Raw genomic sequence first — 22,932 nt, forward strand, 5'->3', positions numbered from 1 at the left:
GGCACCGTGGAGCTGCCCTCGGGCACCGAGATGGTGATGCCGGGCGACAACCTGAAGTTCACCGTGGAGCTGATCGCCCCGATCGCGATGGAAGAAGGCCTGCGCTTCGCCATCCGTGAAGGCGGCCGCACCGTGGGCTCGGGCGTCGTCTCCAAGATCATCGAGTGATCGCGATCCCGTCCCGGGCCTGACCCGGGACAGCACTTCCAGCCTGGCGGCCCCTGCGGGTCGCCGGGCTTTTTTGTGCCCGATGCCAGGTGCGGCATCCCCACCACGAGGCCCCGGCGCGGGGCCGGGACGCGAGGCCACCCGCAGCCCCGTCCCGGACCTGATCCGGGACCTCTCGCCCGATCGCGCCAGACAGGCTCCAGGGCTCGCCCCGGAGTTTCGCGGCAAACGACAAGGCCGCGCGGCATCACCCGCGGGCGGCCGGGGCAGGGGACAAAACCGCCGCTTGCCCCCTTGCCACACTGCCGCGCCCCCTGTATAGCGCGCGGGTTCCCGATGGGAATGTGAGGGCGGGGTGATTCCCCGCCCTCAAGGTTCGACGAGGGTCGGCGGTGGTCGTCCATCCTCCTCTCAACCTCAACGCCAATGAAGGCTAAGACCAATGCAAAGCCAAAACATTCGCATTCGGCTCAAGGCGTTTGACTATCGTGTGCTCGATGCCAGCACGCAGGAGATCGTCAACACCGCCAAGCGGACCGGCGCCAATGTGCGCGGCCCGATCCCGCTGCCGAACAAGATCGAGAAATTCACCGTTCTGCGTGGCCCCCACGTGAACAAGAAATCGCGCGACCAGTTCGAGATCCGGACCCACAAGCGCCTGCTCGACATCGTCGATCCGACCCCCCAGACCGTGGACGCGCTGATGAAGCTCGACCTGGCCGCTGGTGTGGACGTCGAGATCAAGCTGCAAGCGTAAGGAGGGCACGACCATGATGCGCTCTGGTATCATTGCAAAGAAAGTCGGGATGACCCGCCTCTTCCAGGAAGACGGCAAGCAGATTCCCGTGACCGTGCTGCAACTCGATGGCCTTCAGGTTGTCGCGCAGCGCACCGCGGACGAGCACGGCTATTCCGCCGTTCAACTCGGCGCCGGTTCCGCCAAGACCAACCGGGTCTCCAAGGCGATGCGCGGCCACTTCTCGAAAGCCAACGTTGCGCCCAAGCGCAAGGTGGCGGAGTTCCGCGTGGCCCCCGAAGCCATGATCAACGTCGGTGAGGAAATCACCGCCGATCATTACTTCGAAGGCCAGTTCGTCGACGTCTCCGGCACCTCGATCGGTAAGGGTTTCGCCGGTTCGATGAAGCGCCACAACTTCGGCGGCCTCCGCGCCACGCACGGTGTCTCGATCTCGCACCGGTCGCATGGTTCGACCGGTCAGTGTCAGGACCCGGGCAAGGTGTTCAAGGGCAAGAAGATGGCCGGCCACATGGGTGCAGTGCGTGTGACCACGCAGAACCTGCAAGTGGTGAAAACCGATGCCGACCGTGGCCTGATCATGGTCAAGGGCGCGGTTCCGGGCTCCAAGGGTGGCTGGGTCACCGTGCGCGATGCCGTCAAGAAACCGTTCCCCGAGAACGCGATCCTGCCTGCCGCGTTGAAGTCTGCTGCCGACGAAGCCGCGAAAGCCGCTGAAGAAGCCGCTGCCGCAGCCGCCGCAGAAGCCGAAGCCGAGGCAGCCCGCCTGGCCGAGGAACAGGCCGCAGCCGAAGCCGAGGCTCTGAAATCCGCCGAAGCGGAAATCGAAGCCGAGAAGAAGGAAGGCGAGGAATGAAACTCGACGTGATCAAACTCGACGGCGGTTCCGCCGGTTCGGTCGAGCTGGACGACGCGCTCTTCGGCCTCGAGCCCCGCGCCGACATCCTGCACCGGGTGGTCCGCTGGCAGCGTAACAACGCACAGGCCGGCACTCACAAGGTCAAGACCCGCTCGGAAACCAGCTATTCGACCAAGAAGATCTATCGCCAGAAGGGCACCGGCGGCGCGCGCCACGGTGACCGCAATGCGCCGATCTTCCGCAAGGGTGGTATCTACAAGGGCCCGACCCCGCGGTCGCATGGCCACGATCTGCCCAAGAAGGTCCGCAAGCTGGGCCTGATGCACGCCCTGTCGGCCAAGGCGAAAGCCGGTCAGCTGGTCGTGATCGAAAACGCCGCGTCCGAAGGCAAGACCAGCGCGCTGGCCAAACAGGTCAAGGATCTGGGCTGGAAGCGGGCGCTGGTGATCGACGGTGCTGAGATCAACGAAGGTTTCGCGCAGGCCGCGCGCAACATCGACGGTCTCGACGTTCTGCCGTCGGTGGGCGCAAACGTTTATGACATCCTCAAGCGTGACACCCTGGTGCTCACCAAGGCGGCTGTCGAAGCACTGGAGGCTCGTCTGAAATGAGCGCGAAGGCAGAACATTACGATGTGATCCGCAAGCCGGTCATCACCGAGAAATCCACCATGGCGTCCGAACATGGCGCGGTGGTTTTCGAAGTGGCGATTGACGCCGCCAAGCCGCAAATCAAGGAGGCCGTCGAGGCGCTCTTTGGTGTGAAGGTCAAGGCGGTCAACACCACGATCACCAAAGGCAAGGTAAAGCGCTTCCGCGGCCAGATGGGCAAGCGGAAAGACGTCAAGAAGGCCTATGTGATGCTCGAAGAGGGCAACACCATCGACGTGACCACCGGTCTGTAAAGACAGGATCGAAGGTCAGGATCATGACCCCCGGCTGCGCGAGCGGCCGGGGGGTTTCTTTTGCAAGGCTCGGGGGCCGGGGGCGCCGCTGGATATGACCGAGGCTGCTGGGGCGGTGACGGGCTTGAGGGAAGCGAGGGGGCGCCATGGCGGGTTGTCACCCGTCCTGCGTCGTGTGCTTGGAACCCGTTGCGGCACGGCTCCGGGGCGCCCAGAGATGCCGCGTGCCGTCGCAAGGGTCCGGCGCCCCTGATGTGCCGCATGCGCTGGCGGGGCGGGCGCGGACGAAAAAAAGGGGCCCGAACCGGACCCCTTCACTGATTAACCTACCGAGAAAAACTCAGTCCCACCAGCCTTCGTCGACCGCTTCCATCTGCTCCAGCTCTTCCTCGGTCTTCCGGGTCACGAGCACATAGGTTTCGTCGTCGACGGCCGAGAGGCGCACGTCGTCCATGCGGATCAGCACGTGTTTGTCGCCGATGTCGAGAAAGCCGCCGACCTCGGCCACCACGCCGACCATCTGGCCGCTGCGGTCGAGCACGATGTCCTCAATCTCGCCGATGTCGTTCCAGTCAGGACCGACGCCCTCGTAATCCCAGTTGCCCCACGTGTCGTCGTCCATCGGGCCGTTGATGGTGTAGATCTCGCCGCCGGTAATGTCGCGCGAGCGGATCAGTTGGGCATAGTCCAGCGGTGCGTCGGCATCCATGGCAGGCTCGGCGTCACCCATGGTCGTCGCGCTCGATTCCATCGTGCTTGCGCTATCATCCATGGCGGCGTCATTGGCATCCACGTGGGACGCGGCAAACGCCGGTCCGGCAACCAGAGCGGTAGTGAGGGCGAGTGTGGTCAGACGTGTCATGTGATAGTCTCCTTCGTGTCTGTCTTCATCGACACTACGAATTCGGCGGCGGTTTGGTTCCGAGGCGATTTGGAAAAATTCCCAAAAACCGGTGCCGGAGCGGATGGAATGACGGAGCGTTCGGCATGTCGAAGGCCGCTTGTGTCGCGATGATGTGCCTGGCACCCCATGGCGCTTGACCCCAACGCCGCCTTCCCCTATCAGACCCCATCCGCACCGCCCCAGATTCGTCTGGGGCTGTGTGTTTTGTCGTCTTGGTGCATCGCGCGGGCCGGCAAAGCCAGATACCCCGTCCCGGGCTTGCCCCGGGACCTCATGGGCCAGGGGGCCCCGGGGCAAGCCTGGGGCGCGATGGGCGGGGCAGGTGGCGCACGAACCGGGGACCTTCGGGGCCCTATACTCTGGCTCGCAAGAGCCCAAACATAGCGGGGCGGAAAGCCTCGCATTGCTAAACGGAAGACAGAAAGCATGGCACTCAAGTCGTATAAGCCGACGACGCCGGGCCAGCGCGGGCTGGTGCTGATCGACCGTTCGGAGCTGTGGAAAGGACGCCCCGTCAAAGCCCTCACCGAGGGTCTGACGAAATCGGGCGGCCGGAACAACACCGGACGTATTACCTCGCGCCGCCGGGGTGGCGGGGCGAAACGCCTCTACCGGATCGTTGACTTCAAGCGCAGCAAACATGACGTCGAAGCCGTCGTGATGCGCATCGAATATGACCCCAACCGCACCGCCTTCATTGCCCTCGTGCAATATGTCGACGGCGACCAGGCCTATATCCTGGCTCCGCAGCGGATCGCGATCGGCGACAAGGTCGTCGCCGCGCAGAAAGCCGACATCAAGCCGGGCAACGCAATGCCGTTCTCGGGCATGCCGATCGGTACCATCGTGCACAACATTGAGCTGAAGCCCGGCAAGGGCGGCCAGATCGCGCGCGCCGCGGGCACCTATGCCCAGTTCGTCGGCCGTGACGGTGGCTACGCCCAGATCCGCCTGTCCTCGGGCGAGCTGCGCCTGGTGCGTCAGGAGTGCATGGCCACCGTTGGCGCCGTGTCGAACCCCGACAACTCGAACCAGAACTACGGTAAAGCCGGCCGCATGCGCCACAAGGGCATCCGCCCGTCGGTCCGTGGTGTCGTGATGAACCCGATCGACCACCCGCACGGCGGTGGTGAAGGTCGGACCTCGGGTGGCCGTCACCCGGTCACGCCCTGGGGCAAGCCGACCAAGGGTGCGCGCACCCGCAACAAGAACAAGGCGTCGCAGAAGCTCATCCTGCGCTCGCGTCACGCCAAGAAGAAGGGTCGCTAATTCATGTCGCGCTCTGTATGGAAAGGGCCTTTCGTCGATGCCTACGTGCTGAAAAAAGCCGAAGCGTCGCGCGAATCCGGTCGCAACGAAGTCATCAAGATCTGGTCGCGCCGCTCGACGATCCTGCCCCAGTTCGTGGGCCTGACGTTTGGCGTCTACAACGGTCAGAAACATATCCCTGTCAACGTCAGCGAAGACATGATCGGTCAGAAGTTCGGTGAATATTCGCCGACCCGGACCTATTACGGTCATGCCGCCGACAAAAAAGCGAAGCGGAAGTAAGTCATGGGCAAGGAAAAGAACCCCCGCCGCGTGGCCGACAACGAAGCAATGGCAAAACTGCGCATGCTTCGCACGTCCCCGCAAAAGCTCAACCTCGTCGCCGGTCTGATCCGCGGCAAGAAGGTGGAAAAGGCGCTGACCGATCTGGCCTTCTCGAAGAAGCGGATTGCCGTGGAGGTGCGCAAGTGCCTCCAGTCGGCCATCGCCAACGCCGAGAACAACCACGGTCTTGACGTCGACGAGCTGATCGTCGCCGAAGCCTATGTCGGCAAGAACCTGATCATGAAGCGCGGTCGCCCGCGGGCCCGTGGCCGGTTCGGCAAGATTCACAAGCCGTTCTCGGAAATCACCATCAAGGTGCGTCAGATCGAGGAGCAAGCCTAATGGGTAACAAGACCAATCCGATCGGCATGCGCCTCCAGGTCAACCGCACCTGGGACAGCCGCTGGTACGCCGATACCAAGGATTACGGGGATCTTCTGCTGGAAGACCTGAAAATCCGCGACTTCATTCACGAAGAATGCAAGCAGGCCGGTGTCGCCCGTGTGATCATCGAACGTCCGCACAAGAAGTGCCGCGTCACGATCCACACCGCGCGCCCCGGTGTCATCATCGGCAAGAAAGGCGCGGACATCGAGACGCTGCGCAAGAAGATTGCCGCGATGACCGACAGCGAGCTGCACCTCAACATCGTGGAAGTGCGCAAGCCCGAGCTGGATGCCCGCCTGGTCGGCGAAAGCATCGCTCAGCAGCTCGAGCGCCGGGTGTCCTTCCGTCGCGCCATGAAGCGCGCGGTGCAGAACGCCATGCGCATGGGTGCCCTGGGCATTCGGGTCAACGTCGCGGGCCGTCTTGGCGGCGCCGAGATCGCCCGGACCGAATGGTACCGCGAAGGCCGCGTGCCGCTTCACACCCTGCGGGCCGATATCGACCACGCACATGTCGAGGCGACCACGCCTTACGGCATCATCGGGATCAAGGTCTGGATCTTCAAAGGCGAGATCATGGAGCACGACCCGCAAGCGCGTGACCGCAAGGCCCAGGAAATCCAGGATGGCCCCGCCCCCCGCGGCGCCGGTGGCCGGAGGAACTAAGCCATGTTGCAACCCAAACGCACAAAATTCCGCAAGATGTTCAAGGGCCGCATTGCCGGTGAGGCAAAAGGCGGCAGCGATGTGAACTTCGGGACCTATGGCCTCAAGGCGCTTCAGCCCGAGCGTGTGACTGCGCGCCAGATCGAAGCGGCGCGTCGTGCCATGACCCGTCACATGAAACGTCAGGGCCACGTCTGGATCCGGATCTTCCCGGATACCCCCGTGACCTCCAAACCCACCGAAGTCCGGATGGGTAAGGGTAAAGGTTCGGTGGATTTCTGGGCCGCCAAGGTCAAGCCGGGCCGCGTGATGTTCGAGATCGACGGCGTGTCGGAAGATGTGGCGCGCGAAGCGCTGCGTCTGGCGGCGATGAAGCTGCCGATCAAGACCCGGGTCGTGGTTCGCGAGGACTGGTAAGTTCGGTGGGTTGAGAAACCCACCCTACGCAAAAAGACCCCCGCCGAGAGATCGGCGGGGGTCTTTCTTTTGCGGGAGGCTGGCTGGGTGCAGGGCCACAGGGCCGCGTCCGGGAACGGTGGTAAGGGGGGAGGTCCCGGATCAAGTCCAGGACGGCGGCAGGGTCAGCCGAGCCTGGGCGACACGGCCCCGCGGACGCCGGTCTGACCAAGGCCGTCCGCCGTAGGGTGGGGTTTTACCCCACCGCCCGGTCAGTCGAACTTGCGCGACGGCGCCAGAACCTTGGCTTCGCCGATCAGCACCTTCTTGCCATCGACCGCGCAATGGCACTCCAAGGTCACCCGGCGTTTGGCGTGATCGATGTCGACCACCTTGACTTCGGCATAGACCATGTCACCCGGCCGCACCGGGGCGAGAAACTTGAGCGTCTGGCCCATGTAGACGGTGCCATGGCCCGGAAGCTGCTCGCCGATCACCGCCGAGATCAGCCCCGCGGTCAGCATGCCATGGGCGATCCGGCCTTCAAAGATCGTGTCCTGGGCATAATCGTCATCGAGATGCACCGGATTGCGGTCGGTGGAGACCTGGGCAAAGAGCTCGATATCCAGATCCGTCACCTGTTTGCGCAGGTGACGGGTCATGCCCATTTCGATGTCTTCGATGCAGATCGTGCCGCGGGGCATATTGTCCAACATGAGGCTCCCTTTCGTGACCGTGAGCGTAATTATAGGGCGTCACCGGGGCGACATTCGCAATATAATTACTTCGCACGCGCAGAAAATCAAGCCTTATTAGGTCAGCGAAGGCGACCTATCGTATAAGTCGGGTTGATATTTTCCTTGGTGAGATAAGCATTTAGAGCGGATTCTTCGGGATCCTGCGACGTTTTGGTTTCCTGCGCGGCCAGGCCGCCAGAGATGAAGAGAGAATCGATATCCTCGCCCATCGCGCCGTCGATGTCGGTATGCGGGCCGTCACCGATGCAGAGGATCGCGGTATTGGCGACGCCGGGGCGCACCTCGGCCAGGCGGCGGCGGGCGAGGTCATAGACCGGCGGATGCGGCTTTCCGAAGTAGAGGCTGGTGCCGCCCATCTCGGTATATAGCGCGGCAATGGCCCCGGCGCAGTACTCCCGGGTCTCGCCGCGGTCGACCACGATGTCGGGATTGGCGCAGAGCAGCGGCAGGTCTTTCTGCTTGGCCCAGAGCAGATCGGGGCGCAGATCGGCCGGGTCGGCATGGGCGTCGAACGGACCGGTGCAGACGATGCCTTCTGCCTCTTTCAGCGGCACGCGGGTGATCTCGACCGGATCGTCGATCAAGTGCAACGGTCCGAAGAACCGTTCATCGCCGGGCGTGCCGATATGATAGACCTTGCTGCCCACCGCGCCGGTGAACATGGCGGCGCGGGCGCTGTCGCCGGACGTGGCTATGGTGTCCCAGGCGTCGTCGGGCACCTGCAACCTGCGCAGCTGGTCGGCAACCTCGTCGCGCGGCCGGGGGGCGTTGGTCAGCAGCACCACGGTGCCGCCGCCGGCGCGAAACGCCTGAAGCGCCGCGACGGCCTCGGGGAAGGCCGCGACGCCATTGTGCACGCAGCCCCAGAGATCGACAAAGGCGGCGTCGTAGCGGTCGGAAATGTCGGAGAGCGAATGGATGATCCGGGTCATGGGGGCCTCGTTTGCAAAGATGGCCAAGACTTAGGCCAGATCGCGGGGCCGGGCCAGCCCGGAGGCGCGCGCCCCGGCCCTGTGCCGGGCCGGGGCGCGCAATTGGTTGCTGGGGGTTCCGGCGCGGGGCTGCGCGCCGGGTGAGCGGGCGGCTCAGCGCGCGTAGGGGTCTTTCAAAGCCGGCAGAAGGCGGCCGGTGCATTCGCCGAAGCCCAGGGTGAAGCCGTCGCCCCTGGCGGTGCCGGTCAGGGTGAGCCGATCGCCGTCTTCGAGAAAGGTGCGGCTCTCGCCGGTGTCGAGCGTCACCGGCTCCTTGCCGCCCCAGCTCAGTTCGAGCAGTGAGCCGCGCTGGTGTTTTTCCGGCCCGGAGATGGTGCCCGAGCCGAGCAGGTCGCCGGGGTTCATCGGGCAGCCCGAGGTGGTGTGATGGGCCAGCTGCTGCGCCGCCGAATAATACATCACGTTGTAATTGGTCTCGGCAACGGTGCTCGCCGCCTTGCCTTCGGGCGCAAGGGTGACCGCCAGGTCGATGTCATAAAGCATCGGCCCGTTGTCGCGCAGATGCGGCAGCAGCTCCTTTTCGCGCGCCGGCGTGTTGCAGCGGAACGGCTCGAGCGCGGCGCGGGTGACGATCCAGGGGCTGACGGTGGTGGCGGTGGCCTTGGCCTGGAACGGCCCCAGCGGCTGATATTCCCAGGCCTGGATGTCGCGCGCCGACCAGTCGTTGAGCAGCACGTAGCCAAAGATCATGTCATCGGCTTCGTTGACCGTGACCGGCCCGTCGGATTCCTTGCCGACGATGGCGCCCATCTCCAGCTCGAGATCGAAGCGGGCGCAGGGGGCAAAGCGCGGGGCGTCGTCGTTCGGCCCCTTGAGCTGGCCCCAGGGGCGGCGCACATCGGTGCCCGAGACCACGACCGAGGAGGCCCGGCCGTTATAGCCGATCGGAATGTGCAGCCAGTTCGGTGGCAGGGCGTTCTCGGCGCCGCGGAACATGGTGCCGACATTGGTGGCGTGATGCTTGCCGGCATAGAAATCGGTGTATTCCGAGACCAGAAACGGCATGTGCATCGTGGCGGCCGCCTGCTCGACGAGGAAGGGCTCGACCGAGGGGCGCGATGAACTGCCTTCGGCCAGCAGGCCGGTGAGCCTGTTGCGCAGCCGCTCCCAGAGCTCCGGGCCCTGTTCCATCACCTCATTCCAGAACGGCACGTCAAACAGCGGCTCGTCGCCGAAATTCAGCAGGCCGACGGATTCGGCGGCGCCGCAATCGAGAATCTTGTCGCCGATGGCCACGCCGCAGCGCGGCTCTTCCTCGCCGGTGGAAAAGACGCCGTAGGGCAGGTTGTTGAGCGGAAAGGGGCAGTCGGGCGCATTGGCGCTGTCGACCCAGCTTCTCATCAGGGGCATATGTCTTCCTTTGTCAGTCTTGCTGCGCCATGCAGGCACAGCCTAGGGGGCGTCGGGTTGGGTGTCTGGCATGGCGCGGGCGATGGCCTCGATTTCCTGGCAGCGGGCGTCTATCTCCACCAGCCGCGCAAAGGGTGTGAGGTCGGTGTGCCAGCGACGGGCGTTGTAGATCTGCGCCACGAGGCAGAGATCGGCAAGCCCGGGGGCCTCGCCGAAGCAGAAGGGCGTGTCGGGGCGGATCAGGCCCTGGAAGGCGGTGAACCCTTCTCGCATCCAGTGCAGCATCCAGGCCACGGTGTCCGCCTGGCTGTGACCCAGCGCCTTGAGCTGGCCGATCACCTTGAGGTTGTTGACCGGATGGATGTCGAGCGCTATCTGATGTGCCGCGGCGCGGGCCTGCGCCCGGGCCACCGCGCCTTGGGGCAGCAGCGGCGGTTCGGGGTGCGCCTCGTCGAGATAGTCGAGAATGGCGAGGCTTTGGGTCAGGACCGTGCCGTCATCCAGCACCAGCGCCGGCACGCCGCGACCGGGGTTTACCGCAGTATAGTCGGCGCCGCGCTGGACGCCGGCGACAAGATCGACCGGCTGGATATCATAGTCCAGCCCCTTGAGGTTGAGCGCGGCGCGGACCCGGATCGAGGTGGTCGAGCGCCAGTAGGAATAAAGCTTCATGTGGTGTCGTCATCCTTGTCTTGCCTGCGCTCGGCGCGGTTGCGCCGGTGCAGGGCATAAAAGAACAGGCCGCCCCCCAGAAGGACCGGCAGGATCACCAGCAGTTTCAGGCCGACGCCGCTCATGCCGCGCGGCCTGTCCTGCCGGGGGCGGTCATTTGCGCCCCGGGGTGCCGTCGAACTTCTTCTCGAGCGAGGTCCAGCAATCGATGTAATCGTCCTGAAGCGGCGCCTCCTTGGCGGCGAATTCGGTCAGCTGCTGCGGAAACCGCGTCTCGAACATGAAGGACATGGTGTTTTCCAGCTTCTCGGCCTTGAGATCGGCATTCGAGGCGCCTTCAAAGGCGTTTCTGTCCGGCCCGTGCGGCAACATCATGTTGTGGAGGCTCATACCACCCGGCACGAACCCCTGTGGTTTGGCGTCATATTGGCCATAGATATTGCCCATCAGCTCAGACATGATGTTCTTGTGATACCACGGTGGGCGGAAGGTGTCTTCCGCCACCATCCAGCGTTCGCGGAACAGCACGAAATCGATATTGGCGGTGCCGGGTACGCCCGAGGGGGCGGTGAGCACGGTAAAGATCGAGGGGTCGGGGTGGTCAAAGAGGATCGCGCCGACCGGGCAATAGGTCCGCAGATCGTATTTGTAGGGCGCGTAGTTGCCGTGCCAGGCAACGACGTCGAGCGGGCTTTGCCCGATCTCGGTCCGGTGGAACTGGCCGCACCACTTGACGGTCACGCTCGAGGGCACTTCGCGGTCTTCGAAGGCCGCCACAGGGGCCTTGAAATCGCGCGGATTGGCGAGGCAGTTGGCGCCGATCGGGCCGCGGCCGGGAAGCTCGAACTTCTGGCCGTAGTTCTCGCAGACGAACCCGCGGCACGGGCCTTCCAGCACTTCGACGCGATAGACCAGGCCGCGCGGGAGGATGGCGATTTCCTTGGGTTCAAGGTCGATGATGCCAAGCTCGGTGGCAAAGCGCAGCTTGCCCTCCTGCGGCACCACCAGAAGCTCGCTGTCGGCGGAGTAGAAATATTCGTCGACCATCGACTCGGTGACAAGGTAGACATGGCTCGCCATGCCAAGCTGGCTGTTGACGTCGCCTGCCGTGGTCATCGTGTGCATGCCGGTCAACCAGGTGTGATCCTCGGTATGCGGCACCGGATCCCAGCGGTACTGGCCAAGCGAGACGACATCGGGGTTGACGTTGGGGGCGCTCTTCCACTGCGGCAGATCGATCTTGGTGTAACGGTGCGAATGTTTGACCGAGGGGCGGATCCGGTAGGTCCAGGTCCGCTCGGGCGGATCGGCGGTAAAGGCGGTGCCGGATAGCTGTTCGCCGTACAGCCCATAGTCGCATTTCTGCGGGCTGTTCATGCCTTGCGGCAGGGCTCCGGGCAGGGCCTCTGTTTCGAAATCATTGCCGAACCCGGGCATATAGCCCGGCGTAGTGCCGACCGGGGTCTTGGCCTGGGTCAGCGGGGCGGATTGCGGGGTGTCTTTCATGGCGCGTCCTCCTGTTGCGCTCTGAGGTAATAGTTGATTTTGTAACTAACAACGGGTAATCGCGGAAACATGGACGAAAAAGACGATTTCGATGTGCAGTTCTTCCTGCCTTATCTGCTCAATCAGGCCTCCGAGGTGGCGTCTGACGGGTTTCAGAAGATCTACAAGGACCGCTACGGCATGCTGCGCACCGATTGGCGGGTGCTGTTTCACCTCGGCATCTACGGGCGGATGACGGCGCGCGACATCGGCCGCATGGCGCAGGTGCACAAGACCAAGATCAGCCGGGCGGTGGCGCGGCTCGAGACGCGGCGGTTCCTGCTGCGCGAGGAGGATGCGGCCGACCGGCGGGTCGAGCATCTGACGCTGACCTCGGCGGGGCAGGCTGCCTATCGCGATCTGCGCGGGGTGGCCAGAAACTACGAGGCGCGGCTTGTCGCCGGTCTCGATCCGCAGGATGTCGTCGCGCTGCGCCGCGCCTTGCTGCATCTGTCGGGGCGCTGATCACGCCTTGGCCGTGAACCGCAACACGCCGGCCAGCCGTTCCACGCCGCCCCGATCCGAGGGATGCTCCTGCCCGTCGAACACCGGCACCTCGGCAAGGTCGAAGGGGCTGACGCCAGCGAGGCAAGCGGCGTTCACCGCCACCTGGCCTTGCGGAAAGCGGCGTTCGTGGTGGGTGTAGATGCCGCATTTGGCGCAGAAGAAGTGCCGGGCGGTGAAGCTGCCGAATTGATAGAGCGTCAGCGCTTCGCGGCCCCGATGGATGTCGATCGCCTCGGCCGTCACCGCCACCGCGCCACGCATCCGGCAAAAGCTGCAATCGCAGCGGCTGGCGGTGGCAAGGCCGCGCGCGAGGCGGGCGGTGAATTGCACCGTGCCGCAATGGCAGGCGCCGCTTTGGCTGGTCTCTGACATGGGCAGAGGCTAGCCTCGCGCCACCTGTCCCGGCAATCGGAAAAACGAGATGTTGCAAACCCCCGGATTCCTGCGCGCGATGAAACCCGGCGAAGAGCCTGCCGTCGACGGCCTGCTGCGCGCGGCCTTTGGCGGTGACGCGGAGGTGCGGCTGGTGGCCAGGTTGCGCAAGGCGGGCGCGATGGCCGGCGAAAGCGTGCTGCCGGGGCCAGAGGGGCAGGCGGAAGTGGTGGGATACTTCGCCCTGTCGCAGATGCGCCAGCCCCGGGGCTGGCTTTGTCTGGCGCCGGTGGCGATCCACCCGGAATGGCAGGGCAGGGGCCATGGCCGGCGCATGATCAAGATGCTGGCGGGCTGGGCCGGGGCCGCCGGGCAGACCGTGGTGGTGCTGGGCGAGCCGGGCTTTTACACGGGCCGTGGCTTTTCGCGCGACCGGGCGGCCGGGCTCGCCTCGCCGTATCCGGTCGACCACACGCTGATTCTCGCCCCGGGTGAGAATATCCCGGCCAAGACGCTGGTCTATCCCGCCGCCTTTGGCTGAACGGCACGTCGGGGCTTGCCAAATCAGGCGCGGCAAGCGCAACTGCGCAGCATGTTCAAAGCCAAGGCCGAAAATCCCCCCCTTGCCATCGCGCTGATGCTGCTGGCGACCGTTTTCATTGCCAGCTCGACAGCCTTTGCCAAGGCGCTGGGCTCCGGCACGCTGGGCGGCATTCTGCATCCGCTTCAGGTCACTTTCGGCCGGTTCCTCTTTGCCGGGCTGTTCTTTTCCGGCGTGGTTGCGGTGCTGCGGCCACGCTTTACCCGCGTGCATTGGGTGCTGCATGTGCAGCGGACCTCCTGCGGCTGGGCCGGGGTGACGTTGATGTTTGCCGCGGTGGCGGCGATCCCGCTGGCCGATGCCACGGCGATTTCCTTTCTCAACCCGGTCTTCGCGATGATCTTTGCCATCCCGCTTTTGGGCGAACGGGTGGGGCCGGTGCGTTGGGCCGCCGCCGGGCTGGCCTTTTGTGGCGCGATGATCCTGCTGCGGCCGGGCACCGGGGCGTTTCAGTCCGGCGCCCTGCTGGCACTGGGCGCGGCGCTGGCGCTGGGGCTCGAGGTGATCTTTATCAAGCGGCTGGCCGGGCGCGAGGCACCGGTGCAGGTGCTCCTGGTCAACAACCTGATCGGGCTCAGCATCGCCACCGCGGTGATGCTGCCGTTCTGGGTCTGGCCCTCGCCGGCGCAATGGGCCGGGATGGCGGGCGTCGGCCTGTCGATGGCGCTGGCGCAAAGCTGCTTTTTCAACGCCGTGGCCCGCGCCGAGGCAAGCCTCGTGGTGCCCTTCAGCTATGCCACGCTGCTCTCGGCGGCGGTGATCGATTTCACGGTCTTCGGCACGATGCCGGTGCCGGTTTCGATGCTGGGCGCGGCGGTGATCATTGCGGGCGGGGTGCTTCTGGCCTGGCGCGAGGGATTGGCAAAGAAACGCCCGACCGCGCCGCAGCCCAATGTGCAATAGCCCGGCCCGGGGCCGGTCAGTCCGGCACGTTGTCGATGCCGCCACGGCCCCAGGGATGGCAGCGCAACAGGCGGCGCAGGGTGAGCCAGCCGCCGCGCAGCGCGCCGTGTTTCTCCAGCGCTTCCATCGCATAGGCCGAGCAGGTCGGGTGATAGCGGCAATTGTGCCCGACCCAGGGCGAGAAGATCAGCCGATAGACGCGCACCGGCAGCGACACGACAAAGGCCAGCGGGCTCACCTGCCGCCCCCGTGCACCTTGCGCAGCGCATAGCGCAGGTCATTCTGTAGATCGGTGAAATCGCGGGCGGCGGTGGCCTCGGCCTTGCCGATCAGCACGTAATCCCAGCCGGGCTGGCCGAGCTCCGGCAGGATCAGCCGGGCAATCTCGCGCAGGCGGCGCTTGGCGCGGTTTCGGGCGACGGCATTGCCCACCTTCTTGGAGCAGGTAAAGCCCACCCCGATCGCCGCATCGTCATCGCCGCGCCGGCGGGCCTGCAACAGAAAGCCGCCGGTGCCCTGACGCCGCGCGCGGGCGGCGGCGAGAAAGGCGGCACGCTTTTTCAGAACCCGGATTTCCGGGCATGACAAAACCGCCGGGGCATGGGTTCCCCGGCTGGCATCGCTGCCAAGTTCGGGGGCCTCCGGCGGTGTCATCTGTCAGAACGCGACGAGCGCTTATGCGCTCAGCGACTTCCGGCCACGGGCGCGGCGGGCGTTCAGGATCTTGCGGCCGGCCTTGGTGGCCATGCGCGCGCGGAAGCCATGGCGCCGTTTGCGCACGAGGTTCGAGGGTTGATAGGTGCGTTTCATCGCTCCGTCTCCAATTACTGGGCCATCCCTGGCCATTCCGGGCCGCACACCATCACGGGCCACGCGGATTCGCGTGCGGCGGCAATCTGAAGCCCGTGCTATAGGGGCCATGCGCCGCCAAGTCAAACCCCGCATGAGCCCATTCGCCCGGCACTGCAACATTTTTTGTCGCAGGGGTCGTCAAATGTTTCAAAACCCGCTTTCGGCCTTTCAAAGGCCCTCGATCCCGTCACCTTGCATCAAGCGGGCGTGATTGTGCTATGCCCGCTCTGGCCGCGGCCTCATGTTTCAGGAGAGAAAAGACAGGCCAGACCTGAGAAAGTCGATAGAATGACCGATATGACATCCCCACAGCCGCCGACCAAGGTCCGCCCGGCGTTCGTGCGCAATCTGCCGCTGATCGCCATCCTGACGGTCGCAATCGTGGGGTTCTTTACCCTGCGCGATTATCTCACCTTCGAGACTCTGCGCGAGAATCGCGAGCTTCTGCTGGGTTGGCGCGACAGCAACTACCTGCTCGTGGCGCTGGGCTTTGTCGCGGTCTATGTCACCATCGTCGCCTTTTCGTTGCCCGGCGCGGCCGTGGCCTCGGTCACCGGCGGCTTTCTGTTCGGCCTTGCGGCCGGCACCGTGTTCAACGTCACCGCCGCCACCATCGGCGCCACGGCGATCTTTCTCGCCGCGCGCTGGGGCCTGGGCAAGACACTGACCGCCAAGCTCGAGGCCTCGGAGGGCACGCTGCGCCGGCTCAAGGAGGGGCTGCGGGAAAACGAGATCAGCGTGCTTCTGCTGCTGCGCCTGGTGCCGGCGGTGCCGTTCTTTGTGGCCAATCTGCTGCCGGCGCTGGTCGGCGTGAAATTCCGCAATTTCCTCTGGACCACCGCCCTGGGCATCGTGCCGGGCGCCATCGTCTTTACCTGGATCGGCGTCGGTCTCGGCGCGGTATTCGACCGTGGCGAAAGCCCCGATCTGAGTCTGCTCTGGGAGCCTCATATCCTCGGCCCGCTGCTCGGTCTTTCGGCGCTGGCAGCGCTGCCCATCGTGATCAAATCCGTTCGCGGCAAAAAAGAGATCTGAGCCATGAAGAAGATCAAGACCGATATCCTGGTGATCGGGGCGGGCTCTGGCGGGCTGTCGGTCGCTGCCGGCGCGGTACAGATGGGCGCCGATGTGGTGCTGCTCGAAGGTCACAAGATGGGCGGCGACTGCCTGAACTATGGCTGCGTGCCCTCCAAGGCGCTGATCGCCAGCAGCAAGGCGGCCTATGGTCAGGCGCATGCCCGCCGCTACGGCGTCGCCGATGTGACGCCGCAGGTGGATTACGCTGCCGCCAAGGATCACGTGAAAGGCGTGATCGCACAGATCGCCCCGGTCGATTCAGTGGAGCGGTTCGAAGGCCTGGGCGTGCGGGTGATCCGGGAATTCGGGCGGTTTGTCTCGGAGAGCGAGGTGCAGGCCGGCGAACATCTGATTTCGGCCCGGCGCATTGTCATCGCCACCGGGTCGTCGCCACTGGTGCCGCCGATCCCCGGGCTCGACGAGGTGCCGCATGAAACCAACGAGACGCTGTTTGACCTGCGCGAGCGGCCCGAGCACCTGCTGATCATCGGTGGCGGCCCGATCGGCATGGAAATGGCGCAGGCCCATCGGCGGCTTGGCTCGGCCGTGACGGTGATTGAAGGCGCCAAGGCGCTGGGCAAGGACGATCCCGAAACCGCGGCCATCGTGCTCGACCAGCTCCGCGCCGAAGGCATCGAGATCGTCGAAGAGGCCGCCGCGGCCGAGGTGCGCGGGCAGGCGGGTGCCATCGAGGTCGAGGTCGAGGACGGCCGCGTTTTCAAGGGGTCTCACCTGCTGATGGCGGTGGGGCGCAATCCGAACCTGGACAGCCTCGATCTGGACAAGGCCGGGGTGGAAACGACCAAGGCCGGCGTCAAGGTCGATGACAGCCTCAAATCGACCAACCGCCGGGTCTATGCCATCGGCGATGTGGCGGGCGGTCTGCAATTCACCCATGTGGCGGGCTATCACGCCGGCATCGTCATCCGCTCGGCGCTCTTCGGCCTGCCGGCCAAGACCTCGACGGCGCATATCCCCTGGGCCACCTATACCGCGCCCGAACTGGCGCAGGTCGGGCTGACCGAGGCGCAGGCGCGCGCGGCGCATGGCGACCGGCTGGAAGTCACCCGGTTCGAATTCGCGCACAGCGACCGTTTGATCACCGAGCGCGAGACTGCGGGGCTGATCAAGGTCATGGTGGTGAAAGGCCGCCCCGTGGGCGTCTCCATCGCCGGACACCAGGCCGGGGAACTGGCCAATCTCTGGTCGCTGGTGATCGCCAACAAGCTCAAGATGAAGCATGTGGCGGCCATGGTTTCGCCTTATCCGACGGTCGGAGAGATCAACAAACGCGCAGCGGGGGCCTATTTCTCGCCCCGATTGTTTGATAATCCAACGGTCAAACGCATCGTTGGGCTGATCCAGCGCTGGGTGCCGTAAGGGGTTGGCCGCAAATGCTCAATTCGCTGTCCGGGCGATTTCTGATCCTGACAACCGTCTTCGTGATGCTGGCGGAGGTCATGGTCTTTGTTCCCTCGGTGGCGCGCTTTCGGCAGGATTACCTGTTGGGCCATCTGGAGCGGGCGCAGATCGCCTCGCTCTCGCTGCTGGCCAACGACATGATCGACGCCGATCTCGAGGATGAGCTGCTGCGCAACGCCGGCGTCTACAACGTCGTGCTCCGGCGCGACGAGGCGCGGCAGTTGATTCTTTCGTCGCCGATGCCGCAGCCGGTCGACGTGACCTATGACCTGCGCGACGCCTCGCCGCTGACGCTGATCCTCGATGGGCTGCGCCGGCTGGTCGATCCCGAGCCGCGGATCATCCGGGTGATCGGCAATCCGCTGCGCGACGCCGGCCTGCTGATCGAGGTGTCGATGGACACCGCGCCGCTGCGCATGGCGATGATCGACTACGGGCTGCGCATCCTGTTCCTTTCGGCGGTGATCTCGATCGCCACCGCCTTTCTGCTGTTCCTCGCCGTGCGGGTGTTCCTCGTCAAACCGATCAAGCGCGTCGTCGGCCAGATGCAGGCCTATGCCGCCGCGCCCGAGGACGGCCGGCGCATCATAAAGCCCTCCGCCGGCGTGCGCGAGCTGCGCGAGGCCGAGGAGGCGCTCAAGATGCTCGAAACCGAGCTGACCCATGCGCTCAAGCAGAAGGAGCGACTGGCGCAGCTGGGCGGCGCGGTGGCGCGGGTCAGCCACGACCTGCGCAATATCCTGACCTCGGCCCAGCTCTTCACCGACCGGATCGAGATGTCCGAGGATCCCGGCGTCAAGCGGCTGGCGCCGAAGCTGGTGAATTCGATCACCCGTGCGGTCAATCTCTGCGAGGCCACCTTGGCCTTTGGTCGCGCCGAAGAGCCGACGCCGGTGCTGACCCGGGTGCCGCTGGCGGAACTGGTTTCCGACGTGATGGAGAGCGAGCGGCTGGCGACCGGCGAATACGACCTCAGCTATTCCGAAGATGTGCCCGCCACCCTGCACATCCGCGCCGACAGCGAACAGCTTTATCGCGTGCTGTCGAATCTGGTGCGCAACGCGCGGCAGGCGATCATGGCCACCGGCAAGCCCGGCGAAATCAACATCTGCGCCGAAGAGGCGGAGGAGCATTGGCTGATCCGGGTGACCGACACCGGGCCGGGCCTGCCGGCCAAGGCGCAGGAGCATCTGTTCAAGGCGTTTCAGGGCGGCGCGCGCAAGGGCGGCAGCGGTCTGGGGCTGGCAATTGCCGCCGAGTTGATCCGTGGGCACGGCGGCGCGTTGACGCTGGAACGTACCGGACCGGAGGGCTCGGTCTTTGAAATTCGCCTGCCGAGCGGAACTTTGTGAATTTCTTCGAATTCGCTCTTGCAGACCCTTTGGCCCTGACTTATACCCCGCCTCCACGGACCGATAGCTCAGCTGGATAGAGTACCTGACTACGAATCAGGGGGTCGGGGGTTCGAATCCTCCTCGGTCCGCCACTTCCCCCCGAAATGGGGTGACAGGCGGAAATTTCCCGGACAATTCGGAACTCATTCAAACGCTGGCGCGGCATTCAATTGCGCTTTGCCTGCTTTGCCACATTCTCGGCAATCAACGCCTTGTAGAGCGCCCGGATATGCTCCGTTACCGGGCCGGCGCCGGACCGTGTGCCGATTTTCTTGCCGTCCACCTCGGCCACGGGTGTCTGCGCGCCGAAAGTGCCGGTCAGAAAGGCCTCGTCGGCACCATAGACCTCGTATAGCGAAAAGTTCTTTTCGAACACGGGAATGCCATTGTCGCGGCAGAGGTCGATCACCTTTTACCGGGTCACCCCGTTCATGCAGTAATCGCCGGTCGAGGTCCAAACCTCGCCGCGCCGGACGATGAAGACGTTGGTGGTGTTCACGAAGCCATGCGGATCGAGCATCAGCCCCTCGTCGGCGCCGGCCTGTTCGGGGGCGCGGGGGGGGCGGTCTTGCTGGGTCATTCCGGGGCCTCTTGGGGGCAGGGGAGGGCGTGGGAGCGCAGGGCGCGGTAATGCGGCAGAGCGGCCTCCGAGACCGTCTGCAACTGGTCGGAGAGCGCCGGCAGGGGGCCCTCGGGGCCAGCAAAGCCGGTCGAGCGGTGCACCGCATCGTACCAATGGGGCGCCCAGACGCCATCGCGGGCATGGCCACCGGCGGGCCAGTGCAACATGGCCGGATCGTAGGCAATGCCCAGGGCGGCGCAAAGCCGGGTCAGCATCGTCCCGGGCGCACGGCGGATATCGGCGCTGTCGATCACGATGGCGGGGGCGCCCTCGGCGCAGACTTGGTCGAAGATCTCTTCCTGCTGCCGAAATCCGATGTCCTCGAGTCCGGGACGCTCCAGCTTGCGATCAAAGCTGGCGAGCACGCGGGCGGGGTGCCGGATCAGGAAGACATGCGCGACAGCGGCAAACCAGTCTCGGTCGATTCCCGGCAGCATGTGCTGGCTCATGTGTTTCTGGTAAAAATTTTTCTGACCGCCCTGAGCTGGCGCCATACAGCGTCGTGCAACCAATGCGGGATCGGCCTCGCCGGCGGCAAGGATTGCATCGCGCATTGGGTGGGCCCGTCCGCTCTGCGCGAGATAGGCCGCGTAAAACGGCTCGTCCCAGACGTCGAAGTCGTGGCGGGCGCCAAAGGAATACATCAGCGCAGTCGAGAGATTGCGCGGCCCCGACCACATCGCGATATTCATTCCCTCACCTCCCGTTCTGCCTTGTTTCTAAGGGCCTAGGCCTTGCATTGAGTGAGGGTGCGCCACAATCGTCCGATCTGCAATCGGTGATTTCAGCGGCTTTGCAAGCCACGCCAGAAATGGCAATTCCAGCCGATGCGCATCAGCGTCAATTGCGGAAATTGGCTGAATTTTGCCAACTGAAAATCCAAGGCTGACTTTCTGTCGAGTAGTCGCCTATATGTTGCATCAGAATGAGACCAACCGGATTGTTCCGATGGTCTTGGTGGTGGAATTGCCACTCTGGAGAGGCCGTTAACAATTTATTTGTTGACCTGATGTCACAAATATTGGAATTGACTGCCTAATCACGATGAATTAACGATCTAAATTGTCAAAACGACAGCTATCGGAGAGAACATGCCGGAAATCGATCTGGACGGATTGTCTCTGAAAGAACTGAAGCAGCTGCAAAAACAGGTGGCCAAGGCGATCAGTACTTTCGAGGACAGAAAGAAAAAAGAAGCACTGGCAGCCCTCGAGGCCAAGGCGGCGGAGATGGGGTTCTCCCTTTCCGACCTGACCACCGGCAAAGGCGGCAAGATTTCGGCGCCGAAGTATCAGAACCCCGATGATCCGACACAAACCTGGACAGGCCGTGGCCGCAAGCCCGGCTGGTTCGCCCAGGCATTGGAGCGCGGGACCTCGCCGGAAGAGATGCTTATTTCCTGAGACCTTCCGTCGAAAGACGAGGCCCGGGAGTGAGACACGGGCATTTAACAAAGCAAAAAAACCCCCGATGCCAGGCATCGGGGGTTTTATTGATAGGGCGTCAATAAAAGATCAGCCGATGGCGGCCGCCTTTACATCGTCATCGATGAAAGGCGTGTATTGCGCAAAGTTGTCGGCAAACATCTGCACCAGTTTCTCGGCCTGAGCGTCATAAGCCGTCGGATTGTCCCAGGTGCGTCGCGGATCCAGCAGCACCTCGGGCACGCCGGGCACGCCGGTGGGCACGTCAAAGCCGAAGTTCGGATCCTTGCGGAACTGTGCATCGGCCAACGATCCGTCCAGCGCGGCGGTCAGCAGCGCGCGGGTCGCCTTGATCGGCATGCGGCTTCCGGTGCCATAGGCGCCGCCGGTCCAGCCGGTGTTGACGAGCCAGCAGGTGGCACCGTGCTTGGCGATCTTTTCGCGCAGCAGGTTGCCATAGGCCTCGGGGCGGCGCGGCATGAAGGGCGCGCCGAAGCAGGTCGAGAAAGTGGGCTCGGGCTCGGTCACGCCGCGTTCGGTTCCGGCCACCTTGGAGGTGAAGCCCGACAGGAAGTGATACATCGCCTGCGCCGGGGTCAGCCGCGCGATCGGCGGCAGCACGCCAAAGGCGTCACAGGTCAGCATGATGATGTTCTTGGGGTGGCCCCCCAGCGCGCTGTGCGAGGCGTTGGAGATGTACTCCAGCGGGTAGGCGCAGCGCATGTTGGCGGTGAGGGAATCGTCCTCGAAGTCGAGCTCCTTGGTCTCTTCGTCATAGACCATGTTCTCGATCACGGTGCCGAATTTCGTCGTGGTGGCGAAAATCTCGGGCTCGGCCTCGGCGCTGAGGTTGATGGTCTTGGCATAGCAGCCGCCTTCGAAGTTGAAGGTGCCGCGATCCGACCAGCCATGTTCGTCATCGCCGATCAGCACCCGCGCCGGATCGGCCGAGAGGGTGGTCTTGCCGGTGCCCGACAGGCCAAAGAAGATCGCGGTATCGACAGGGTTGCCCACCGCATGGTTGGCCGAGCAGTGCATCGGCATGATGCCTTTTTCCGGCAGCAGGTAGTTCAGCAGCGTGAAGACAGATTTCTTGTTCTCGCCGGCGTATTCGGTGCCGCCGATCAGGATCAGCTTGCGGTCAAAGTTCATCGCGATCACCGTGCCCGACCGGCAGTCGTGGCGCGCCGGGTCGGCGGTGAAACTGGGGCAGTTGATGACGGTGAAATCGGCGGCGAATTCGTCCAGGTCCTCACGGTCGGGGCGGCGCAGCATGTGACGGATGAAAAGCCCGTGCCAGGCCAGCTCGGTCACCATGCGCACATCGATGCAATGTGCCGGGTCGGCGCCACCGACGAGATCCTGCACAAAGAAATCGCGGCCTTTCATATGGGCCAGCATGTCCTGGTAGAGCGCGTCAAAGCCTTCCGGCGACATCGCGGCATTGTTGTCCCACCAGATGCTGTCGGCGACGCTCTCGGTCTTGACGACATGTTTGTCCTTGGGCGAACGGCCGGTGAATTTGCCGGTGGAGACCAGAAACGCGCCACCCTGGCCCAATGTGCCTTCCTCGCGCCGCAGAGCCTCTTCGATCAGCGCCGGTTCCATGAGGTTGTAATAGACATTGCCCAGACCCTCGATCCCTTGATCTTCAAGCCGGAACTGCGGGTTCACCCGTCCAAATGCCATTTTCTTTCTCCATGTATCCGTGCGTCTCGCGCCGGAAAGTCTTGTTGCTGACGGCAGAACGCGCCGCCCCCGCGGCCCTGTCCCGGGCCTCGGTCCAACTGGTGTAACATGGGGTTTCT

30 protein-coding genes, 1 tRNA gene and 1 pseudogene are annotated in these 22,932 nt (G+C 64.3%); 18 read left to right on the forward strand and 14 right to left on the reverse strand.

The features are described 5' to 3' along the window. The 5 genes from BMW90_RS08565 to BMW90_RS08585 all read left to right on the forward strand — a co-directional run. Window positions 1–168, forward strand: a 168-nt coding sequence (locus BMW90_RS08565) for an EF-Tu C-terminal domain-related protein (protein WP_456152285.1), incomplete at its 5' end; no start/stop codon positions are given. Window positions 169–610: 442 nt separating this feature from the next. Beyond that, on the forward strand, window positions 611–925 hold the full coding sequence (rpsJ, locus tag BMW90_RS08570; protein ID WP_048532940.1) for a 30S ribosomal protein S10: 315 nt from the start codon (window positions 611–613) through the stop codon (window positions 923–925). A 13-nt stretch (window positions 926–938) separates the two neighbouring features. Next, window positions 939–1,781, forward strand: a complete 843-nt coding sequence (rplC, locus tag BMW90_RS08575; RefSeq protein ID WP_074836123.1) for a 50S ribosomal protein L3 — start codon at window positions 939–941, stop codon at window positions 1,779–1,781. Then, window positions 1,778–2,395, forward strand: a complete 618-nt coding sequence (gene rplD, locus BMW90_RS08580; protein ID WP_048532939.1) for a 50S ribosomal protein L4 — start codon at window positions 1,778–1,780, stop codon at window positions 2,393–2,395. The genes rplC and rplD overlap by 4 nt, the downstream gene beginning before the upstream one ends. Continuing rightward, window positions 2,392–2,688, forward strand: coding sequence for a 50S ribosomal protein L23 (locus BMW90_RS08585; protein WP_048532938.1), 297 nt, complete (start codon window positions 2,392–2,394; stop codon window positions 2,686–2,688). The genes rplD and BMW90_RS08585 overlap by 4 nt, the downstream gene beginning before the upstream one ends. 340 nt (window positions 2,689–3,028) lie before the next feature. Here the strand turns inward: BMW90_RS08585 and BMW90_RS08590 are convergent, their stop codons facing one another. After that, window positions 3,029–3,460 (reverse strand): PRC-barrel domain-containing protein, encoded by a 432-nt coding sequence (locus BMW90_RS08590; RefSeq protein WP_244526465.1) that lies wholly within the window; start codon window positions 3,458–3,460, stop codon window positions 3,029–3,031. Window positions 3,461–4,018: 558 nt separating this feature from the next. Between BMW90_RS08590 and rplB the strand changes: the two genes are divergently transcribed. From rplB to rplP, 5 genes are read left to right on the forward strand one after another with little or no spacing between them, the layout of a single operon-like run. Next, window positions 4,019–4,861 carry a 50S ribosomal protein L2 gene (rplB, locus tag BMW90_RS08595; RefSeq protein WP_048532937.1) on the forward strand — a complete coding sequence of 281 codons (843 nt, stop codon included), beginning with the start codon at window positions 4,019–4,021 and terminating at the stop codon, window positions 4,859–4,861. A gap of 3 nt (window positions 4,862–4,864) precedes the next feature. Then, on the forward strand, window positions 4,865–5,143 hold the full coding sequence (gene rpsS, locus BMW90_RS08600) for a 30S ribosomal protein S19 (protein WP_048532936.1): 279 nt from the start codon (window positions 4,865–4,867) through the stop codon (window positions 5,141–5,143). Window positions 5,144–5,146: 3 nt separating this feature from the next. Further along, window positions 5,147–5,527 carry a 50S ribosomal protein L22 gene (gene rplV, locus BMW90_RS08605; RefSeq protein ID WP_074836124.1) on the forward strand — a complete coding sequence of 127 codons (381 nt, stop codon included), beginning with the start codon at window positions 5,147–5,149 and terminating at the stop codon, window positions 5,525–5,527. Next, the gene (gene rpsC, locus BMW90_RS08610; protein WP_048532934.1) at window positions 5,527–6,237 is read left to right on the forward strand and encodes a 30S ribosomal protein S3; all 711 of its coding nucleotides are present in this window, start codon (window positions 5,527–5,529) and stop codon (window positions 6,235–6,237) included. The genes rplV and rpsC overlap by 1 nt, the downstream gene beginning before the upstream one ends. Before the next feature lie 3 nt (window positions 6,238–6,240). Continuing rightward, window positions 6,241–6,654 carry a 50S ribosomal protein L16 gene (gene rplP, locus BMW90_RS08615; protein ID WP_048532933.1) on the forward strand — a complete coding sequence of 138 codons (414 nt, stop codon included), beginning with the start codon at window positions 6,241–6,243 and terminating at the stop codon, window positions 6,652–6,654. Between the two features lie 251 nt (window positions 6,655–6,905). Here the strand turns inward: rplP and BMW90_RS08620 are convergent, their stop codons facing one another. The 6 genes from BMW90_RS08620 to hmgA form a co-directional block, all read right to left on the reverse strand. Further along, a complete protein-coding gene (locus BMW90_RS08620) occupies window positions 6,906–7,349 on the reverse strand; it encodes a MaoC family dehydratase (protein ID WP_048532932.1) in 444 nt (147 codons plus the stop codon). A gap of 101 nt (window positions 7,350–7,450) precedes the next feature. Continuing rightward, window positions 7,451–8,323 carry a TIGR01459 family HAD-type hydrolase gene (locus BMW90_RS08625; protein WP_074836126.1) on the reverse strand — a complete coding sequence of 291 codons (873 nt, stop codon included), beginning with the start codon at window positions 8,321–8,323 and terminating at the stop codon, window positions 7,451–7,453. 153 nt (window positions 8,324–8,476) lie between these two features. Beyond that, the gene (gene fahA, locus BMW90_RS08630) at window positions 8,477–9,733 is read right to left on the reverse strand and encodes a fumarylacetoacetase (protein ID WP_074836128.1); all 1,257 of its coding nucleotides are present in this window, start codon (window positions 9,731–9,733) and stop codon (window positions 8,477–8,479) included. Window positions 9,734–9,775: 42 nt separating this feature from the next. Beyond that, window positions 9,776–10,405 (reverse strand): maleylacetoacetate isomerase, encoded by a 630-nt coding sequence (maiA, locus tag BMW90_RS08635; RefSeq protein ID WP_074836129.1) that lies wholly within the window; start codon window positions 10,403–10,405, stop codon window positions 9,776–9,778. Beyond that, window positions 10,402–10,530, reverse strand: a complete 129-nt coding sequence (locus tag BMW90_RS27190) for a hypothetical protein (RefSeq protein WP_274566076.1) — start codon at window positions 10,528–10,530, stop codon at window positions 10,402–10,404. The genes maiA and BMW90_RS27190 overlap by 4 nt, the downstream gene beginning before the upstream one ends. A 28-nt stretch (window positions 10,531–10,558) precedes the next feature. Next, a complete protein-coding gene (gene hmgA, locus BMW90_RS08640; protein ID WP_074836131.1) occupies window positions 10,559–11,911 on the reverse strand; it encodes a homogentisate 1,2-dioxygenase in 1,353 nt (450 codons plus the stop codon). Window positions 11,912–11,980: 69 nt separating this feature from the next. Between hmgA and BMW90_RS08645 the strand changes: the two genes are divergently transcribed. Next, window positions 11,981–12,415: a MarR family winged helix-turn-helix transcriptional regulator gene (locus tag BMW90_RS08645; protein ID WP_074836132.1), complete on the forward strand. Its 435-nt coding sequence runs from the start codon at window positions 11,981–11,983 to the stop codon at window positions 12,413–12,415. On the opposite strand, the gene BMW90_RS08650 is transcribed toward BMW90_RS08645, so the two are convergent. Next, complete coding sequence (locus BMW90_RS08650) at window positions 12,416–12,829, reverse strand: GFA family protein (RefSeq protein WP_074836134.1); 414 nt, start codon at window positions 12,827–12,829, stop codon at window positions 12,416–12,418. Between the two features lie 49 nt (window positions 12,830–12,878). Between BMW90_RS08650 and BMW90_RS08655 the strand changes: the two genes are divergently transcribed. Beyond that, on the forward strand, window positions 12,879–13,370 hold the full coding sequence (locus tag BMW90_RS08655) for a GNAT family N-acetyltransferase (protein WP_074836135.1): 492 nt from the start codon (window positions 12,879–12,881) through the stop codon (window positions 13,368–13,370). A 51-nt stretch (window positions 13,371–13,421) separates the two neighbouring features. Further along, window positions 13,422–14,333 (forward strand): DMT family transporter, encoded by a 912-nt coding sequence (locus BMW90_RS08660; RefSeq protein ID WP_074836137.1) that lies wholly within the window; start codon window positions 13,422–13,424, stop codon window positions 14,331–14,333. A gap of 16 nt (window positions 14,334–14,349) precedes the next feature. On the opposite strand, the gene yidD is transcribed toward BMW90_RS08660, so the two are convergent. Genes yidD through rpmH form a run of 3 tightly spaced genes read right to left on the reverse strand, consistent with a single transcriptional unit; the run spans window position 14,350 to window position 15,143 of the window. After that, window positions 14,350–14,571: a membrane protein insertion efficiency factor YidD gene (gene yidD, locus BMW90_RS08665; protein ID WP_074836138.1), complete on the reverse strand. Its 222-nt coding sequence runs from the start codon at window positions 14,569–14,571 to the stop codon at window positions 14,350–14,352. Beyond that, window positions 14,568–14,987 carry a ribonuclease P protein component gene (rnpA, locus tag BMW90_RS08670; protein WP_074836140.1) on the reverse strand — a complete coding sequence of 140 codons (420 nt, stop codon included), beginning with the start codon at window positions 14,985–14,987 and terminating at the stop codon, window positions 14,568–14,570. Before rnpA ends, yidD begins: the two co-directional genes overlap by 4 nt. Before the next feature lie 21 nt (window positions 14,988–15,008). Continuing rightward, entirely contained in the window at window positions 15,009–15,143 is a 135-nt protein-coding gene (gene rpmH, locus BMW90_RS08675; protein ID WP_005980833.1) for a 50S ribosomal protein L34, read from the reverse strand. Window positions 15,144–15,473: 330 nt separating this feature from the next. Between rpmH and BMW90_RS08680 the strand changes: the two genes are divergently transcribed. From BMW90_RS08680 to BMW90_RS08695, 4 genes are all read left to right on the forward strand, one after another. After that, window positions 15,474–16,220 carry a TVP38/TMEM64 family protein gene (locus tag BMW90_RS08680; RefSeq protein ID WP_139211283.1) on the forward strand — a complete coding sequence of 249 codons (747 nt, stop codon included), beginning with the start codon at window positions 15,474–15,476 and terminating at the stop codon, window positions 16,218–16,220. A 3-nt stretch (window positions 16,221–16,223) separates the two neighbouring features. After that, on the forward strand, window positions 16,224–17,642 hold the full coding sequence (locus BMW90_RS08685; RefSeq protein WP_074836142.1) for a dihydrolipoyl dehydrogenase family protein: 1,419 nt from the start codon (window positions 16,224–16,226) through the stop codon (window positions 17,640–17,642). 14 nt (window positions 17,643–17,656) lie between these two features. After that, window positions 17,657–19,036 carry a sensor histidine kinase gene (locus BMW90_RS08690; RefSeq protein WP_048532917.1) on the forward strand — a complete coding sequence of 460 codons (1,380 nt, stop codon included), beginning with the start codon at window positions 17,657–17,659 and terminating at the stop codon, window positions 19,034–19,036. Between the two features lie 57 nt (window positions 19,037–19,093). Then, window positions 19,094–19,170 (forward strand) — tRNA-Arg (locus BMW90_RS08695). Window positions 19,171–19,244: 74 nt separating this feature from the next. Here BMW90_RS08695 and BMW90_RS08700 read toward each other — a convergent pair. Together BMW90_RS08700 and BMW90_RS08705 are read right to left on the reverse strand one after the other, a co-directional pair. Beyond that, window positions 19,245–19,625 (reverse strand): annotated as a pseudogene (locus BMW90_RS08700) (aminotransferase class IV); the annotation flags it as partial. 29 nt (window positions 19,626–19,654) lie between these two features. Then, window positions 19,655–20,392: a sulfotransferase-like domain-containing protein gene (locus tag BMW90_RS08705; RefSeq protein ID WP_074836143.1), complete on the reverse strand. Its 738-nt coding sequence runs from the start codon at window positions 20,390–20,392 to the stop codon at window positions 19,655–19,657. Between the two features lie 399 nt (window positions 20,393–20,791). Between BMW90_RS08705 and BMW90_RS08710 the strand changes: the two genes are divergently transcribed. Then, a complete protein-coding gene (locus tag BMW90_RS08710) occupies window positions 20,792–21,103 on the forward strand; it encodes an H-NS histone family protein (protein WP_048532915.1) in 312 nt (103 codons plus the stop codon). A gap of 111 nt (window positions 21,104–21,214) precedes the next feature. Here the strand turns inward: BMW90_RS08710 and BMW90_RS08715 are convergent, their stop codons facing one another. After that, entirely contained in the window at window positions 21,215–22,813 is a 1,599-nt protein-coding gene (locus BMW90_RS08715) for a phosphoenolpyruvate carboxykinase (RefSeq protein ID WP_048532913.1), read from the reverse strand. Between the last annotated feature and the right edge of the window lie 119 nt (window positions 22,814–22,932).

This window comes from Marinovum algicola (assembly GCF_900109145.1).
GTDB lineage: Bacteria > Pseudomonadota > Alphaproteobacteria > Rhodobacterales > Rhodobacteraceae > Marinovum > Marinovum algicola.

What these genes read in the sequence shown, in the direction of transcription:
- BMW90_RS08685 (WP_074836142.1), top strand. Translation starts at nt 16,224, where the DNA reads ATGAAGAAGATCAAGACCGATATCCTGGTGATCGGGGCGGGCTCTGGC.
- BMW90_RS27190 (WP_274566076.1), bottom strand. Translation starts at nt 10,530, where the DNA reads ATGAGCGGCGTCGGCCTGAAACTGCTGGTGATCCTGCCGGTCCTTCTG.
- BMW90_RS08660 (WP_074836137.1), top strand. Translation starts at nt 13,422, where the DNA reads ATGTTCAAAGCCAAGGCCGAAAATCCCCCCCTTGCCATCGCGCTGATG.
- rpsC (WP_048532934.1), top strand. Translation starts at nt 5,527, where the DNA reads ATGGGTAACAAGACCAATCCGATCGGCATGCGCCTCCAGGTCAACCGC.
- BMW90_RS08625 (WP_074836126.1), bottom strand. Translation starts at nt 8,323, where the DNA reads ATGACCCGGATCATCCATTCGCTCTCCGACATTTCCGACCGCTACGAC.
- BMW90_RS08650 (WP_074836134.1), bottom strand. Translation starts at nt 12,829, where the DNA reads ATGTCAGAGACCAGCCAAAGCGGCGCCTGCCATTGCGGCACGGTGCAA.
- rplD (WP_048532939.1), top strand. Translation starts at nt 1,778, where the DNA reads ATGAAACTCGACGTGATCAAACTCGACGGCGGTTCCGCCGGTTCGGTC.
- BMW90_RS08705 (WP_074836143.1), bottom strand. Translation starts at nt 20,392, where the DNA reads ATGAATATCGCGATGTGGTCGGGGCCGCGCAATCTCTCGACTGCGCTG.
- BMW90_RS08645 (WP_074836132.1), top strand. Translation starts at nt 11,981, where the DNA reads ATGGACGAAAAAGACGATTTCGATGTGCAGTTCTTCCTGCCTTATCTG.
- hmgA (WP_074836131.1), bottom strand. Translation starts at nt 11,911, where the DNA reads ATGAAAGACACCCCGCAATCCGCCCCGCTGACCCAGGCCAAGACCCCG.
- BMW90_RS08710 (WP_048532915.1), top strand. Translation starts at nt 20,792, where the DNA reads ATGCCGGAAATCGATCTGGACGGATTGTCTCTGAAAGAACTGAAGCAG.
- BMW90_RS08715 (WP_048532913.1), bottom strand. Translation starts at nt 22,813, where the DNA reads ATGGCATTTGGACGGGTGAACCCGCAGTTCCGGCTTGAAGATCAAGGG.
- rplC (WP_074836123.1), top strand. Translation starts at nt 939, where the DNA reads ATGATGCGCTCTGGTATCATTGCAAAGAAAGTCGGGATGACCCGCCTC.
- rnpA (WP_074836140.1), bottom strand. Translation starts at nt 14,987, where the DNA reads ATGACACCGCCGGAGGCCCCCGAACTTGGCAGCGATGCCAGCCGGGGA.
- rplB (WP_048532937.1), top strand. Translation starts at nt 4,019, where the DNA reads ATGGCACTCAAGTCGTATAAGCCGACGACGCCGGGCCAGCGCGGGCTG.
- BMW90_RS08620 (WP_048532932.1), bottom strand. Translation starts at nt 7,349, where the DNA reads ATGTTGGACAATATGCCCCGCGGCACGATCTGCATCGAAGACATCGAA.
- BMW90_RS08690 (WP_048532917.1), top strand. Translation starts at nt 17,657, where the DNA reads ATGCTCAATTCGCTGTCCGGGCGATTTCTGATCCTGACAACCGTCTTC.
- BMW90_RS08655 (WP_074836135.1), top strand. Translation starts at nt 12,879, where the DNA reads ATGTTGCAAACCCCCGGATTCCTGCGCGCGATGAAACCCGGCGAAGAG.
- BMW90_RS08680 (WP_139211283.1), top strand. Translation starts at nt 15,474, where the DNA reads ATGACCGATATGACATCCCCACAGCCGCCGACCAAGGTCCGCCCGGCG.
- BMW90_RS08590 (WP_244526465.1), bottom strand. Translation starts at nt 3,460, where the DNA reads ATGGATGATAGCGCAAGCACGATGGAATCGAGCGCGACGACCATGGGT.
- rplV (WP_074836124.1), top strand. Translation starts at nt 5,147, where the DNA reads ATGGGCAAGGAAAAGAACCCCCGCCGCGTGGCCGACAACGAAGCAATG.
- rplP (WP_048532933.1), top strand. Translation starts at nt 6,241, where the DNA reads ATGTTGCAACCCAAACGCACAAAATTCCGCAAGATGTTCAAGGGCCGC.
- rpmH (WP_005980833.1), bottom strand. Translation starts at nt 15,143, where the DNA reads ATGAAACGCACCTATCAACCCTCGAACCTCGTGCGCAAACGGCGCCAT.
- fahA (WP_074836128.1), bottom strand. Translation starts at nt 9,733, where the DNA reads ATGCCCCTGATGAGAAGCTGGGTCGACAGCGCCAATGCGCCCGACTGC.
- maiA (WP_074836129.1), bottom strand. Translation starts at nt 10,405, where the DNA reads ATGAAGCTTTATTCCTACTGGCGCTCGACCACCTCGATCCGGGTCCGC.
- rpsS (WP_048532936.1), top strand. Translation starts at nt 4,865, where the DNA reads ATGTCGCGCTCTGTATGGAAAGGGCCTTTCGTCGATGCCTACGTGCTG.
- rpsJ (WP_048532940.1), top strand. Translation starts at nt 611, where the DNA reads ATGCAAAGCCAAAACATTCGCATTCGGCTCAAGGCGTTTGACTATCGT.
- BMW90_RS08585 (WP_048532938.1), top strand. Translation starts at nt 2,392, where the DNA reads ATGAGCGCGAAGGCAGAACATTACGATGTGATCCGCAAGCCGGTCATC.